This is a genomic window from Pseudomonas sp. TAE6080 (assembly GCF_018732265.1).
Classification (GTDB): domain Bacteria; phylum Pseudomonadota; class Gammaproteobacteria; order Pseudomonadales; family Pseudomonadaceae; genus Aquipseudomonas; species Aquipseudomonas brenneri.
Map to the genome: position 1 here is coordinate 244,053 of NZ_JAHIDY010000002.1, position 15,023 is coordinate 259,075.

General features: G+C 60.1%; 14 protein-coding genes. 8 read left to right on the top strand and 6 right to left on the bottom strand.

All coding sequences use genetic code 11. From position 1 onward, the window contains the following. Nucleotides 1-2 precede the first annotated feature (2 nt). Nucleotides 3-1,340: a dihydroorotase gene (locus KL786_RS03515; protein ID WP_215516755.1), complete on the top strand. Its 1,338-nt coding sequence runs from the start codon at nt 3-5 to the stop codon at nt 1,338-1,340. 46 nt (nt 1,341-1,386) lie between these two features. Here KL786_RS03515 and KL786_RS03520 read toward each other — a convergent pair whose 3' ends face one another. Then, the gene (locus KL786_RS03520) at nt 1,387-1,908 is read right to left on the bottom strand and encodes a DUF3617 domain-containing protein (protein ID WP_215516756.1); all 522 of its coding nucleotides are present in this window, start codon (nt 1,906-1,908) and stop codon (nt 1,387-1,389) included. Nucleotides 1,909-2,038: 130 nt separating this feature from the next. Between KL786_RS03520 and cls the strand changes: the two genes are divergently transcribed. Then, a complete protein-coding gene (gene cls, locus KL786_RS03525) occupies nt 2,039-3,478 on the top strand; it encodes a cardiolipin synthase (protein WP_215516757.1) in 1,440 nt (479 codons plus the stop codon). Nucleotides 3,479-3,611: 133 nt separating this feature from the next. Here cls and cfaB read toward each other — a convergent pair whose 3' ends face one another. The 4 genes from cfaB to bufA2 all read right to left on the bottom strand — a co-directional run bounded on the left by cfaB (nt 3,612) and on the right by bufA2 (nt 6,818). After that, nucleotides 3,612-4,796: a C17 cyclopropane fatty acid synthase CfaB gene (gene cfaB / locus KL786_RS03530; protein WP_215516758.1), complete on the bottom strand. Its 1,185-nt coding sequence runs from the start codon at nt 4,794-4,796 to the stop codon at nt 3,612-3,614. Nucleotides 4,797-4,882: 86 nt separating this feature from the next. Continuing rightward, nucleotides 4,883-5,665 carry an HvfC/BufC N-terminal domain-containing protein gene (locus KL786_RS03535; protein WP_215516759.1) on the bottom strand — a complete coding sequence of 261 codons (783 nt, stop codon included), beginning with the start codon at nt 5,663-5,665 and terminating at the stop codon, nt 4,883-4,885. Then, nucleotides 5,656-6,501 (bottom strand): MNIO family bufferin maturase, encoded by an 846-nt coding sequence (bufB, locus tag KL786_RS03540; protein ID WP_215516760.1) that lies wholly within the window; start codon nt 6,499-6,501, stop codon nt 5,656-5,658. Before bufB ends, KL786_RS03535 begins: the two co-directional genes overlap by 10 nt. A gap of 62 nt (nt 6,502-6,563) precedes the next feature. After that, on the bottom strand, nt 6,564-6,818 hold the full coding sequence (gene bufA2, locus KL786_RS03545) for a BufA2 family periplasmic bufferin-type metallophore (RefSeq protein ID WP_215516761.1): 255 nt from the start codon (nt 6,816-6,818) through the stop codon (nt 6,564-6,566). A 216-nt stretch (nt 6,819-7,034) separates the two neighbouring features. On the opposite strand from bufA2, the gene KL786_RS03550 reads away from it, so the two are divergent. From KL786_RS03550 to KL786_RS03575, 6 genes are read left to right on the top strand one after another with little or no spacing between them, the layout of a single operon-like run. After that, nucleotides 7,035-7,658 carry a CDP-alcohol phosphatidyltransferase family protein gene (locus KL786_RS03550; protein WP_215516762.1) on the top strand — a complete coding sequence of 208 codons (624 nt, stop codon included), beginning with the start codon at nt 7,035-7,037 and terminating at the stop codon, nt 7,656-7,658. A 10-nt stretch (nt 7,659-7,668) separates the two neighbouring features. Continuing rightward, nucleotides 7,669-9,423, top strand: a complete 1,755-nt coding sequence (locus tag KL786_RS03555; protein ID WP_215516763.1) for a bifunctional alpha/beta hydrolase/class I SAM-dependent methyltransferase — start codon at nt 7,669-7,671, stop codon at nt 9,421-9,423. A 2-nt stretch (nt 9,424-9,425) separates the two neighbouring features. Further along, entirely contained in the window at nt 9,426-10,724 is a 1,299-nt protein-coding gene (locus KL786_RS03560; protein ID WP_215516764.1) for a phosphatase PAP2/dual specificity phosphatase family protein, read from the top strand. Continuing rightward, a complete protein-coding gene (locus tag KL786_RS03565) occupies nt 10,714-11,157 on the top strand; it encodes a hypothetical protein (RefSeq protein WP_215516765.1) in 444 nt (147 codons plus the stop codon). Before KL786_RS03560 ends, KL786_RS03565 begins: the two co-directional genes overlap by 11 nt. Before the next feature lie 9 nt (nt 11,158-11,166). Then, nucleotides 11,167-11,787 (top strand): lysophospholipid acyltransferase family protein, encoded by a 621-nt coding sequence (locus KL786_RS03570; RefSeq protein ID WP_032856646.1) that lies wholly within the window; start codon nt 11,167-11,169, stop codon nt 11,785-11,787. Nucleotide 11,788: 1 nt separating this feature from the next. After that, nucleotides 11,789-12,721, top strand: coding sequence for a phosphatidate cytidylyltransferase (locus KL786_RS03575; RefSeq protein WP_032856645.1), 933 nt, complete (start codon nt 11,789-11,791; stop codon nt 12,719-12,721). Between the two features lie 74 nt (nt 12,722-12,795). On the opposite strand, the gene KL786_RS03580 is transcribed toward KL786_RS03575, so the two are convergent. Further along, the coding region (locus KL786_RS03580) for a hypothetical protein (protein ID WP_215516766.1) at nt 12,796-15,023 on the bottom strand (2,228 nt) is incomplete at its 5' end.

The window sequence follows — 15,023 nt, forward strand, 5'->3', positions numbered from 1 at the left end:
CTATGAGCAGCCTGCTGATCCGCAACGCCCGCCTGGTGAATGAAGGCCAGGAGTTCGACGCCGACGTGCTGGTCACCAACGGCCGTATCAAAAAAATCGCCAGCAGCATCGAAGGGCAAAACGCCGCCGTCGAGATCGACGCCAAGGGTCAGTGGCTGCTGCCGGGCATGATTGACGACCAGGTGCATTTTCGTGAGCCTGGCGCGCCGGACAAAGGCAGTTTCTACAGCGAGTCCCGCGCAGCTGTCGCCGGCGGGATCACCAGTTTCATGGACATGCCCAACACCCAGCCGGCGACCTTGACCCTCGAAGCACTGGCTGACAAGAAACGCCGCGCCGCCCTGCACTCGGTGGCCAACTATGGCTTTCACTTTGGGGTCAGCAACGACAACCTCGATACCGTGGCCGCCCTCGATCCGCGCAAGGTTGCCGGAGTCAAAGTGTTTATGGGGGCCTCCACCGGCAATATGCTGGTGGATGATCCGCAGATTCTGGAGCGGCTATTTGCCGAGGTGCCGACGATTTTGCTCGCGCACTGCGAACATACGCCGAGCATCCAGGCCAACGAGCAACGTTTGCGCAACCGCTTCGGCGAAGCCATTCCTGCCGTCGCGCACCCGCTGATCCGTGACGCCGAAGCCTGCTACAAATCCTCATCCCTGGCGGTGGATCTGGCCCGTCGCCACGGTACGCGTTTGCATGTGCTGCACCTGACCAGCGCCCGGGAACTGGCACTGTTCGAAGACAAGCCGCTGGCAGAAAAACTCATCACCGCTGAAGTCTGTGTGCATCACTTGCTGTTCGATGATCATGACTACGCGCGCCTGGGCCACCAGATCAAATGCAACCCGGCGATCAAGACCCGTGCCGACCGTGACGCCCTGCGCCTGGCCTTGCTCAGCAACCGGTTGGATGTGATCGGCACCGACCATGCGCCTCACACCTGGGAGCAAAAACAGCGGCCGTACCGCGAGGCACCCGCGGGGTTGCCCCTGGTGCAACATGCACTACCGGCATTATTGGAGTTGGTGGCTGACGGCCTGCTGCCGCTGACCACGTTGGTGGCCAAGACCAGCCATCGCGTCGCCGACCTCTTCGCCATACCCGACCGGGGTTACCTGCGTGAAGGCTATTGGGCCGATCTGGTACTGATCAAGCCCGAACCCCACGGCAAACCGGTAAGCAGCCAGCCGATCCTGGCGCGTTGTGGGTGGACGCCGTTTGCCGAGCGTAGCTTTCGCCACAGTGTCAGCACCACGTTGGTATCGGGGCACCTGGCCTGGCATAACGGTCAGGTGGTCGACAGTTGCCAGGGGCTGCCCCTGCACTTTTTGCGCTGACCCAAATGTGTAGGCGCCGACTTGCCGGCGCCTACAGGGGGATGCTTCAGACGCGAGGTTTTACCGTACCGCAGTCGCTGCCCAACCACTGGGCTTGAGTGTCGAGGCTGCCGTTCTGCTGGATACCGGTGGCGTTGAAAGTGCCGTTGACCGAGGTGGTGAACGCCTTCTGGCTCTGGAACGTCGCCACGCCACTGCCCTGGGCTTTCGGGCAACTGAAGCGGAACTTCCACTGGTTGCCGGTCTTGTCTGTCACCTCTTGCTTGCAACCCGATTGCGGGTCGGTCAGCGGGATCGAATCGGAGGCTACTTGCGCGGGTGTCAGGCACACCTGCACGCCCTTGCCAGCCATGGTGATGCCTTGTTTCTCCAACATCGCGCGCTGCTCCGGGGTCATCTGTTGCTTCAGTTGACCGAGGATCAACGACAAGTCAGGCAGGTTCTGGTTATCGACTTTCATATTGCTGGTGGTCAATTCCCACAAGCCCGGCGCCAACATCTGCGCCTGCGCTGCCACCGGCAGCGTCAAACCAACAACCATGGCCAAACCAAGCAGACGAGCATTCATCGGGTAACTCCTGGGTAATTGTCGGTGTTAGACGCCGTAAAGTGGTCGGCGTTGCATGCTCAATAAAATAGCGACAATCGCCGCCGAACATGGTCTGTTACGCATTGGATTGTCAGGAGTAATGTTGTCCATGGATTTCTTCGGCCCGCACTTGCTTGGTTACTTCATCGCCACCCTGCATTTTCTCGGCTCCCTGGCCGCCCTGCACGCGGTGCTGACCGTGCGCACCGCCCAAGGCTCGATCGCCTGGGCGCTGTCGCTGATGTTCATGCCTTACCTGACACTGATCCCCTACCTGATCTTTGGCCGCAGCAGCTTCGATGCCTATATCCAGGCCCGGCGCCAGGCCAATCAGGAGATGCACAAGGCAATCACCGAACTGAACTGGCGCCCCTGGGTCGAAGAGGCCCTGGCCGCGCGCAACTCCCACGCCTACGCCTCCCTGCGCGCCATGCCCAAGCTGGGACGCATGCCGTGCCTGGCCAATAACCAAGTGCGTTTGCTGGTCAATGGCGATGCGACCTTCAGCGCCATCTTCGAGGCCATCCGCGCAGCCAGGACGGCTGTGCTGGTGCAGTTTTTCATCATTCATGACGATGAACTCGGGCGCCAGCTGCACGCCCTGCTCAAGGCCAAGGCCGCCGAGGGCGTGGCCATCTACGTGCTGTATGACCGCATCGGCAGCCACTCCCTGCCCCACCGCTATGTGCAATCGCTGCGCGACGCCGGGGTACAGATCAAGGCGTTTGCCACCCGCAGCGGCTGGCTCAATCGTTTTCAGGTGAATTTCCGCAACCACCGCAAGATTGTCGTGGTGGATGGTCTTAGCGGATTTGTCGGCGGGCATAACGTCGGCGACGAATACATGGGTAAAAAACCGCCGCTCGCGCCCTGGCGCGACACCCACGTGCAAGTCAGCGGCCCGGTGGTGGCGTGCCTGCAGGAGTCGTTTGCCGAAGACTGGTTCTGGGCTGCGCGCGAACTGCCGCCACTGATCCTGCCCGACACCTATGCCGATGACGGCGTGCTCTGCCAACTGCTGGCCAGCGGCCCGGCGGACCCATATGAAACCTGCTCGCTGTTTTTCGTCGAAGCCATTCACGCAGCCACCGAGCGGGTGTGGCTCACCAGCCCGTATTTCATCCCCGATGAAGCGGTATTCGCCGCACTGCGCCTGGCAGTATTGCGTGGCGTGGACGTACGCTTGCTGCTGCCGTCACGCCCCGACCATCGGATTGTCTATGCGGCGTCCAGCCTGTACGCGATTGAAGCGGTACGCGCCGGGGTTCGGGTATTCCGCTACAAACCCGGTTTCTTGCATCAGAAAGTGGTGCTGGTAGACCGTGAAATCAGCGCTATCGGCAGTGCGAATCTGGACAACCGTTCATTCCGCCTCAACTTCGAAGTGATGTTGCTGACTGTCGACAAAGCCTTCGCCAGCGAAGTGGAACACATGCTGCTGGACGACTTTGCCCAGGCCCATGAAACCAGCCAGGAAGAAAGCCAACAGACTCGCCGCCTGCAACAATTGGGCATGCGGGTGGCGCGGTTGATTTCCCCGATCCTATAGACCAACGCAGAACCAATGTGGGAGCGGGCTTGCTCGCGAAAGCAGTGGGTCAGTCAACATCAATATTTGCTGGGCCGACGTCTTCGCGAGCAAGCCCGCTCCCACATTTAGTATTGCAGTGGGGTCAAAGACCTCAGCGGTAGAGATCTTCCCGCGTCCACGGCAACTCATGGCTGCCATCGGCATGGGGTTTGACCGCCAGGATCTGGTGCAGGTTGATCCAGCCGCGCGCAAATGCATAGGCGCAACCTGCCAGATACAAGCGCCAGATGCGCAGTGCCTGCTCCGGCACCATCTTCGCAGCGGCCTCCAGGTTGTCTTCCAGACGCTCGCTCCAATGATCCAGGGTGCGTGCGTAATGCAGGCGCAGGCTTTCCACGTCGACCACTTCCAGGCCCACCTCACTGATTTGGGCGCTGATCATCACCAGGTGCGGCAACTCGCCATTAGGGAACACGTAGCGCTCGATAAACTCGCCGGCGCCACGCCCCACCGGGCGCCCATCGGTATGTTTGGCGGTGATGCCATGGTTGAGTACCAGACCACCTTCGCGCACGGCGCCGAACAAGGTCTGGCAGTACTGCGCCAGGTTCGCGTGCCCAACGTGTTCAAACATGCCGACGCTGACCACTTTGTCGAACCGCCCGTCCTGGGGCAGGTCGCGGTAGTCGAGCAATGCCAACTCCACCTGGTCTTCCAGGCCCTCGGCGAGCACCCGCTCCCTGGCCAGTGCCAGTTGTTCCTTGCTCAGGGTGATGCCGAACACCTTGACCCCAAACTCACGCGCCGCATAACGCGCCAGCCCGCCCCAGCCGCAACCGACATCCAGCAGATATTCCCCAGGCTGCAAGCGCAACTTGCGGCACAGGTGGCGGAATTTGTCCTGTTGGGCCTGGTCCAGGGATTCACTGCCGGTCTCGAAGTAACCGCAGGAATAGGCCATGTCACGGTCCAGCCAGAGCTGGTAGAACTCGTTTGACAGGTCGTAGTGGTAGGAAATCGCGGCGGCGTCCGTAGCCTTGTCGTGGATCGAACGCACCGGTCCGGCGTGCTCATCTTCCTCGACCAGTGCGTGGCTCAATTCGTCACACACCCGGATCACATCGCTGATGGAGCCTTCCAGCTCCAGTTTGCCTTCAACGAAGGCAGCGCCCAGGGAATCGAGCGTGGGATGGGTCAGTTGCGTCACCATCACCGGGTCCTTGACCACAATCGTGACGCTGGGCTCCGGGCCCAGGTTGAATTCATGGCCATCCCAGAGTCGCAGACGCAGCGGTAGCTGAAGATTCTGTAAGGCCGGTGGAAGTTGCGCGAGCATGAGTAGTCCCCCCTTGTTTCAGACGTCTGAAATGAGGGTAGACCATCCATAAAAAAGTAGCAGGCTATCGATTCAATAGCCCCATTCTATGGTGCCCGACGTTGCAGCAAACCGTCCTGAACCCACTGTTTCAACCACGTGACAGCTTGCAGCGGCGCGCCCTCTTGATAAGTGACTGCCAATTCGGCGCACAGTTCTGAAAACGTCCAGCCCCGCTCGGCCATCCCGGCCAGGGCGTACGCCTCGGCAGGCTCCAGGCTACGGTAGCGGCACACCTGTTGGTCACGCCAGATCAGGCACACCTCGGCCAGCGGCAATGGCTGGCTACCGGGAAACTCAGCCTGCGCCTTGACCGCGCGCCAGATCTGCAGGCTGTTGAAGCGGCACACCACCTGCTGCACTGTCGGGGCCCACTCGACTTGCAACAACGGCCAGGCCTCAGGTGCCAGTTGCGCCATATCCTGCAGGGTCAGGGGTTGGTCCGCTGGCGCATCAAACGCCAGGGTAAAGGCCCATTCCAGGCGGGCCAGTTCTGCCAGGGGGGCGCTTTGTTCGGCGACCAGATGCTCGCCGATAAAGCTTTCAAACCGCTGCCCCAACCAGCGCAAGCTGAAGTGCGTCGAGGGGTAACGGTGCACATAGGCCGCCACCAGCCCAGCAAACTCGTCATCCCCCAGCCAATGCCACAGCCCTGGAAAATCCCCTTGCATCACTTCCAGCAGGCGAGCCCGGTAGGCGTTGTGGTAGATCGCCAGCCCAGTGTCGACGTCCAGGGTCGGGCCACCGATCAACGTGCTGCCAAAGCCACTGTTGTCACTGTCTGCCAAGAGATGTCGTTCGAACGCCAGTTGCCACTCGATCAGGCGCATAGTGACCTCCTGGCCAAAGCGCCAGCCCCCAACTCACGGGCCTTGCCCAGTTCGTCGAGCAGCTCGGCGAATGGCGGGAAATGGTCATCGCGCTCCAGCAATGTCGCCACCGGCCCCAGATGTTCCAGGGTCTGCTGAAACAGCTGCCACACCGGATCGCATACCGGATGGTCATGGGTATCGACTACGTAATCGCCATAGTCCATATGCCCGGCCAAATGCAGTTGCCGGATGCTGTGCGGCGGCAGGTTGCGGATAAAAGTCCAGGCGTCAAAGCCGTGATTGCGCGAGCTGACATATACGTTGTTGACGTCCAACAGCAGCTCGCAACCGCTGAGGTGGCTCAAGGCACTGAGAAATTCCCACTCGGTGAATTCGTCATCCTTGGATCGCACATAGCTGGAGACATTTTCCAACACCAATGGCCGCTGCAACACGTCTTGTACCTGCCGTACACGGTCAGCGACGTGGCGCAGGCTTTCCCCGGTGTAGGGCAGCGGCAGCAAATCATGCAGTTGATGGGCGTTGCCACGGCTCCAGCACAGGTGATCGGAAACCCAGGCCGGCTTGACCCGGTCAGCCAATCGCTTGAGTTGCTTGAGGTAATCCATATCGAGGGCATGGGGCCCGCCAATGGACAGGGACACACCATGCATCACCAGCGGATAGCGCTCGGCGATGGCGTCCAGGTAGTACAAGGCTTTACCGCCCTGGACCAGATAATTCTCGGAGACGATTTCGAACCAGTCCACATCTGGCGACTGCTCGATGATCTCCTGATAGTAAGCGCTGCGTAAGCCCAGGCCGTAGCCCAGGCAAGGAACCGATACCGACATGACGAACTCCTGGTAAGTGTCCACAGCGGCGTGCACACCGCTGCGGGATCACCTGTTCGCGGTTATTCGCCGACTTTGCCACCTGCTGCATCACAGGCAGCCTTGGTCATGGCCTTGAAACCATGGCCCTTGCAGACAGCCTGGCCCTTGCAAGCGTTCTCAGCGGTCTTGCAGTCGTTCATGCCTTTGCAGGAGGTCACGCCGTAGCAATGCACATTCGCTTCATCGGCCGCCTGGACCTGAGTCGCGACACCGGCAAACATCGTGGCGGCAGCAATGGCCAGGGCAGCACCGGAAACGGCATTCTTGAAGTTCATTGTGGTATTCCTCATGGGTCTGTAGGGGGTCGGCTGAACGGTTTGTTCCGTCCCGACACAGCACTAGAGTGAGGTGCCGGATGGACGTTACAACGCTGTGAAAATTTTCGTGCTTTCCTCAATCCTTGTAGGAGCCATCACTAGTGCCCGCCGCGATTTGTCGTCACACTCGCAGCAGCTTTTTCGCGGGATCACGGACAAGGAAGCGTCACTCTCATGATTTCGATCTATCAGCTCAAACCGCGTTTTCAAAACCTGCTGCGGCCCCTGGTGCAGCGCCTGTATGACAACGGCACCACCGCCAACCAGATCACGGTGCTGGCCGCGATTGTGTCGTTGCTGGTGGGCCTGCTGATCGCCGGTTTCGCCCAGTACACCTGGCTGTTCGCGTTGATCCCGCTGTGGATGATCCTGCGCATGGCCCTCAATGCCATCGACGGCATGCTCGCCCGGGAGTTCGGCCAGCAGTCGCGCCTGGGCGCCTACCTCAATGAACTGTGCGACGTGATCGCCGACAGCGCGCTGATCCTGCCATTTGCCTTGATCCCCGGGGTCAGCCTGGCACCGGTGCTGCTGGTGACACTGCTGGCGGTGTTCAGCGAATACGCTGGCGTGCTCGGGCCCATGGTCGGCGCATCGCGGCGCTATGACGGACCCATGGGCAAAAGTGATCGTGCGTTTATCCTCGGCGTACTCGCCACCGGCGTGGCTTTGGGCTGGCTCGGCGCCGGCTGGGTCGACGGGGTGATGTGGCTGGTGGCTGCACTGCTCGCCTACACCCTGGTCAACCGTGTGCGCCAGGGCCTCAAAGAACCACAAGACATCCCTCCTACGGCATAAGGATCTTGCGATGCGCGAACAGCAGCAGCACACCTTCAGCACCCATGACGGCGTAGAACTTTTCTATCGGCACTGGCCCGCGACCACAGAGGCAGGCAGCGAGCCGCGCCAGGCGATCCTGCTGTTCCATCGTGGCCACGAGCATTCCGGGCGCATTGCGCACCTGGTGGATGAGCTGGACCTGCCGCACTTCGATTTCTTCGCCTGGGACGCCCGTGGCCACGGCCAATCCCCCGGCGAGCGTGGCGATAGCCCAAGCTTTGCCACCAGCGCGCGGGACGTGCAGACCTTCTGTGACCATATCGGCGCAACCTATGGCATTGAGCCCGCCAACCTCGCCGTCATCGCCCAAAGCGTCGGCGCGGTGATCGCTGCCACCTGGGTCCACGACTACGCGCCGAACATCCGCGCCCTGGTGCTCGCCTCCCCGGCGTTCAAGGTCAAGCTCTACGTGCCCTTCGCCCGGCCAGGCCTGGCGCTGATGCGGCGCTTTCGCGGCAACTTTTTCGTCAACAGCTACGTCAAGGCCAAGTTTCTCAGCCATGACCCCGAACGCGTGGCGTCCTATGACAGCGACCCACTGATCACCAAGGCGATCTCGGTGAACGTGCTGCTGGGCCTATACGAAGCGGCCGACCGTGTGGTCGCCGATGCCCAGGCCATCCAGGTGCCGACCCAACTGCTGATCTCCGGCTCGGACTTTGTGGTGCATCGCAAACCCCAGCAACAGTTCTTCGAGCGCCTGGGCAGCCTGAAAAAAGAACTGCACATCCTCCCCGGTTTTTTCCACGACACCCTCGGCGAACGTGACCGCGCCGTGGCACTGGCCAGCGCCAGGCGTTTTATCCTGCAAAACTTCGAGCACCCGCTGGACCGCGCCAGCCTGCTGGATGCCGACAAGATCGGCGCGACCTGCGCCGAATCCGAATCCCTCGCCGCGCCGCTGCCACGCAACTCACTGCGTGACCTGTACTGGCGCATGACCCGCGCCAGCATGGGCCTGGGCCGCCAGTTGTCCGAGGGCGTGAAACTGGGCTTTGACACCGGTTTCGATTCCGGCAGCACCCTGGACTATGTCTATCGCAACAAGCCCACCGGCAAAGGTGCGCTGGGGCGGATGATCGACACCAACTACCTGAACTCCATCGGCTGGCGTGGGATTCGCCAGCGCAAACTGCATGTCGAAGAGTTACTACGCCTGGCCATGGCCAAACTGCGGGACGACGCTCGTGAAGTGCGCATCGTCGACATCGCCGCCGGGCATGGTCGGTACATTCTGGAAGCCTTGCAGGGCGTTTCTCCACTGCCGGAATCAATCCTGTTGCGCGACTACAGCGATATCAACGTACGCGACGGCGGCGCGCTGATCCGCGAGAAAGGCCTGGGGGATATTGCGCAGTTCGTCAAAGGTGATGCGTTTGACCAGGCCGACCTGGCAGCGCTGGCACCCAAGCCAACGTTGGCCGTGGTGTCCGGGTTGTATGAACTGTTTGCCGATAACGCCATGGTCGGCGGCTCCCTGGCCGGCCTGGCCGAAGCCGTGGAGCCCGGCGGGTACCTGGTGTACACCGGCCAACCGTGGCACCCGCAGTTGGAACTGATCGCCCGCGCCCTGACCAGCCATCGCCAGGGCCAGGCCTGGGTGATGCGGCGTCGTAGCCAGGCGGAAATGGATCAACTGGTGGAGGCGGCGGGCTTTCGCAAGATCACCCAGCGCGTGGATGAGTGGGGCATCTTCAGCGTCTCGCTGGCGCAGAAGATCTGAGCATGCGCGAACCGGGACTTTTCAAACCAGCGTTGCTGTGGCTGCTGCTATTGGCACCGCTGTTCTTCAGCACCTACGGCTTCGCCACCTGGGTCACCAGCCAGCGCAGCGACGTCGGCACCCTGGTGTTCGGCTGGGAAACCCATATGCCGTTCTGGGCCTGGACCATCGTGCCCTACTGGTCGATCGACCTGCTCTATGGTTTCTCCCTGCTGCTGCCCAACAGTCGCCATGAGCTCAAGCAACATGCCCTGCGCCTGCTCAGTGCCCAGGTGATTGCCGTGAGCTGCTTCCTGCTCTGGCCGTTGCGCTTCACCTTTGAGCGGCCGGAAATGGACGGCGTATTCGGTTGGCTGTTCGCGGTGCTGGCAGGGTTCGACAAGCCATTCAACCAGGCGCCTTCGCTGCATATCGCCTTGCTGGTAATCCTGTGGGTCATGTACCAGCGCCATACCCAGGGCCTGTGGCGCTGGCTGGTGCATGGCTGGTTCGCCCTGATCGGCATTTCGGTGCTGACCACTTACCAGCATCACTTTATCGACTTACCCACAGGCGCCCTGGCCGGCTGGCTGTGTGTGTGGCTATGGCCGGTGGATCATCCAAGCCCGCTGTTGCATGCACGGCTGACCCAGGACCCGAAACGCTGGCGCCTGGGCTTGCGTTACGCCGTGGGCGCCCTGTTGCTGGCGATAGCGGCCTTTACGTTGGAGGGCGCAGGGTTGTGGCTGCTCTGGCCGGCCGTGGCGGTGTTATTGGTGGCGCTCAACTATTGGCTGCTGGGCGCCGCAGGTTTTCAGAAACGCGCGGATGGGCGCCTCAGCCCGGCAGCACGCTGGCTGTATGCGCCTTATCTCGCGGCGGCGTGGCTCAACTCACGGCTCTGGACGCGCAAACATCCACAGCCCGACCAGGTTGTGGATAACGTCTGGCTGGGGCGGATTCCGACAGCAGCACAGTTAAATTCATTCAATGCCGTGGTCGACCTGTGTGCCGAACTGCCGATTTATCCACAAGGCCGCGCTTACCATGCCCTGCCCGTCCTCGACCTGACCGTACCTACACCTGCACAGTGCCTGGAAGCGGCCCAAGCCATTGAGCGCTTGCGCGAACACGGGCCGTTGCTGGTGTGCTGCGCCCTCGGTTATTCGCGCAGTGCCAGCGCCGTGGCTGCATGGCTGCTGCACAGCGGGCGGGCCAACACGGTGGATGAGGCACTGGCTATTATTCGTACAGCACGACCGGATGTGGTCCTGCATGCCAATCACCGTCAAGCCTTGGGAGAACTGTCGTATGCCCGCTGATATGCAACTCCAGGTGGTCGCCAGCCTGCTGCGCCGCGGCCGCTCGCTGGATCAGTTATCCACAGGCCTGACCTTGCTCGGGGTGCTGTTTGGCCTGGCGCAACTGTTGATGGTCAGTATCACGCCGATCTGCCTGCTGCTCAGCCTGTGGATGATTATCCTTGGGCTGCTGCAAAAGTATTGGGCACTGCGGGTGGCGTTCGATGCCGATCTGTTTGCGCTGATGGCCAAGGACATAGAGCGCACCGGCGAACTGGACCAGAGCCTGCAAAGCCTGGGCCTGCAACCGGCCAACCGCACCAGCCGACCCTGGACCGAGCGCCAGCGCGGCGCCCTCAAATTGCTACGCAAACAGGCTTACCTGCTGGGCGCGCAAGTAGTACTGACATTGGCCGTCATCCTGGCCAGCCCGTGGCTGCCCTTCTCCGGATAAGGAATCCTCATGTTCGAACCCGTGGTCGCGACCCTGATTACCTCCATGGCCCGCACAGTGACCGGCGCCCGCAGCCTGTGGCTGGGTTGTGCGCCAGAACCGGTGCAGCGCATCTATTTTGCCAACCACAGCAGCCACGGCGACTTTGTGCTGCTCTGGGCATCCTTGCCGCCAAACCTGCGCAAAGCCACACGCCCGGTGGCCGGCACGGACTACTGGAACAAAAGCGCGCTGCGCCGTTACATCATCAACCGCGTCTTCAACGGCGTGCTGATCGACCGCGAACGCAAAGACCCTGTGGATAACCCTTTGCAGCCAATGCTCGAAGCCCTGGAACAGGGCGACTCGCTGATTATCTTCCCCGAGGGCACGCGTAACCTGGAGGATGGCCTGTTGCCGTTCAAAAGTGGCCTGTATCACCTGGCAAAGAGTTATCCACAGGCGCAACTGATCCCGGTGTGGATCGCCAACCTCAACCGCGTGATGCCCAAGGGTCGCGTGCTGCCACTGCCATTGCTATGCACCACCAGCTTCGGCGCCCCCCTGCAATTGGCAGACGGTGAAGACAAGGCCCTGTTCCTCGCCCGCAGCCGCGACGCCCTGCTCGCCCTCGCCCCGGAGCATTCCTGACATGGATAGCCAAACCCTGATGTTGTTCGGCGGTATCGGCATGATCCTGGTGCTCGCCTCGCTGATCGGCCTGATCCTCAAGCTACGCACCCGTGGTACGCCTAACGCGGTGATCGACAACCTCAACGCCCGCATCAACGCCTGGTGGGTGATGGTGGTGGTGATCGGCATCGCCTTCTGGCTCGGCACCGGCACGGTGATCCTGCTGTTCTACGCCGTGTCGTTCTACGCCCTGCGCGAATTCCTCACCCTCACCCCCACCCGCCGCAGCGACTACCCGGCGCTGGTCGCCGCGTTCTACCTGGCGCTGCCGCTGCAATACCTGCTGATCTACTTTGACTGGTACGGCCTGTTCTCGATCTTTATCCCGGTCTACGTGTTCCTGCTGCTACCCATCCTGGCCTCGCTGGGCGGCGACAGCACGCACTTCCTGGAGCGGGCCTCGAAAGTACAGTGGGGCCTGATGATCGCGGTGTTCTGCGTATCCTTCGTCCCCGCCCTGCTGACCCTCGACATCGTCGGCTACGAGGGCCGCAACCTCTTGCTGATCGCCTACCTGGTGATCGTGGTGCAGCTCTCGGACGTGTTGCAGTACGTGTGCGGCAAACTGTTCGGCAAACGCAAGATCGCCCCCAACCTGTCACCGTCGAAAACCGTCGAAGGCTTTGTCGGCGGCATCCTGCTGTCATCCCTGATCGGCGCGGCGCTGTGGTGGATCACACCGTTCAACCCCTGGCAGTCCTTCCTGATAGCACTGTTGATCAACCTGCTGGGCTTTGCCGGCGGGATTGTGATGTCGGCGATCAAGCGCGACCGGGGCGTGAAGGACTGGGGGCATATGATCGAAGGGCACGGCGGGATGCTCGATCGGCTGGATTCGGTGTGTTTTGCGGCGCCGATTTTCTTTCATCTGGTGCGGTATTGGTGGACCTGAAGCGCCCACAGCACTGAAACGACAAGACCCGATGTCCGCCAGGGCCATCGGGTCTTTTAGGGGAGCACCTTGTATCAGTGCTGCCGCTGGTAGAGCCCCAGGTTATCAACCTTGAAACTGCTGCAAGCACCAGCATTGTCCAAGTCGATACGGATGCCCTTCACATGCTGCAACGTCAACCAACGCGGTGACGCATCCAGCGGCACGATCAACGTCCCGTCCTCTGCATTGAAACGAACACTGGAGGCTTCGAACGGCCCTTGTTGCCCGTCCCCCCACCAGAACACCTGCATACGAGGCTCTGCAGCGCGGCCTGAGCAGCGGAACTCGAACTTGAGCAGGCCAGCGTCGTGGCCAGACAGACTCAACCCTGTGAGGTCAAAGCTCATGTAAGGATCAGAACCGTCGACCCGATACGCCCCCTCTTGTGCCACTAATTGATTGAGGCTGGACTTCAACACATCCAGAGGTTTGACGCTTGTCATCCTATTGTCCAGAGACGTTTGGGAACGCCCCCATGCCACCGGGATTTTTTGCAGCTCAGCTTGCCCAAAAGCCTTCTGTAACAGAGCCGTTTTGTATTCAGCAAGCTTACGAGCATCTGTTTTAAGTAGCGTCACTGAGTTTTTCAGGCCTGTAGAAGAAGCCTCAAAGGGAGGTCCTTCCAGCCAAACACTCTGCCCCGATACATCAACCCGCACAACACGACGTACATCACCCGAGCGGGTGCGCACCTCATCACCCACCTTGATCAGAGCTAACAGCGCTGGGTCCTCTATATACGCTGCTGCTGAATTACGGTGCAGACCCCGCAGCCAGTTAACATCCGTAAAGTCCATCAGAGGAATATCGATCTGCGAGGATTGCGCTTCGACGCTACCTTTTTTGTAGCCCAGAATGAAACCATTTACATAAGCTGGATCGTAGTGATCAACAATAAAACGATACAAGTAAGGGTTACGCAGGGCCAGCCCGCCGCCATCGTGGATAACGTTCACTCCCTCCAGCAATGCAACGGTTGGCATGTTTTCTTTCAATGCATCGATGGCGCGCTGTTGCTGAGCGGGCGAAACCATATTGTAGGCAGCCGTTACCGGTAAAAGAGGTCGATAACCCAGATAAAAGTACTGTGCGTTACGCGACGTCAGGTCCAGGTAAGTCTCACCTGCGGGGACATGCTCAGCCAAGACCTTCGAGAGGCTGATTAACCTCATCCAGTGGTCTTCCTGTACGGAAGCGCGCCCAAGGTTAGGCAACCCAGCACTTGGACCATCTCGCAGTACAGGGGTGGCAATCGTTGCAGCCGTGGATTGGATTAGATTGTTGATCGCTGTCGTAAACGGCGCATAACCCAAAACTGAACTTATGCTCGCAACGATTACTATCATCGTCACCCGAGCGCCAGAATCGAGAACTCTCCACACCGCAACCGGCAGCAGGATTGCCCAGCCCAGACTTGCAGCCAAGCCCGGACGGGACATTGCCCCAGGGTCAATACGCCCCATTGAGTAAGGAATCAACAACAAGACGAAAAGCAAAACAATAACCAAGGGAAAAACAGCCACGGCACGACGATTGGCATCTTTGCTCCAGCCGTAGATAAGCAACAGGCAAACCAGCGGAATAGCGATCCAGGACATGCGGACAACTTCAAAAATAAAGCCTCGCTGTCCACCTGCAATCCAACTCAGGCTCCATGGAATACCGTAGGCCACCTGGTTGATAGGACCGTTCTCCAACACATAACGAATCGCCCCCAACAACATTACGCCGGCAGGGGTGACTAAACCCACAACCAGAATCACTACAGCCGTCGCAATAATCCCGGTCAGAGGCTCAGACTTGCGATTTTGCCAAACTCGCCAGGTAAAATAGGCCGCCATCAGGCCGCTCGCCGCCGCCAATAACAACCCTTGCGGTGGAACACCCAATACGACAATTGGCGCAGTCACCATCCAGACAATAAGCCAATGGGTGGGCCGCTTATATAAGACTGGGCTCAGCCAGAGACATAGAAACGGCGTCAAATACAGCCAGCTCAAATTCCCAAAAAGGCAGAAAATTGAAACGAATGCAAAACCAATACTACGAGTGAAATAATACAGTGACCGGAAAGAGGCAAACGCCAGAATAGCAAAGGCTAGACTACCTACCTGGGCAATAGTGCCTGCCGATCCGTCATAAAAGACGAATGACAAAAACTGTGTAAAGTCGTCACCAATAATGCCATGGGCAGGGATATAACCGGGCGGCCGCAAAAACTGAGTGCAACACCTCACCCTCCGGTAAGGTGCCGCCATGT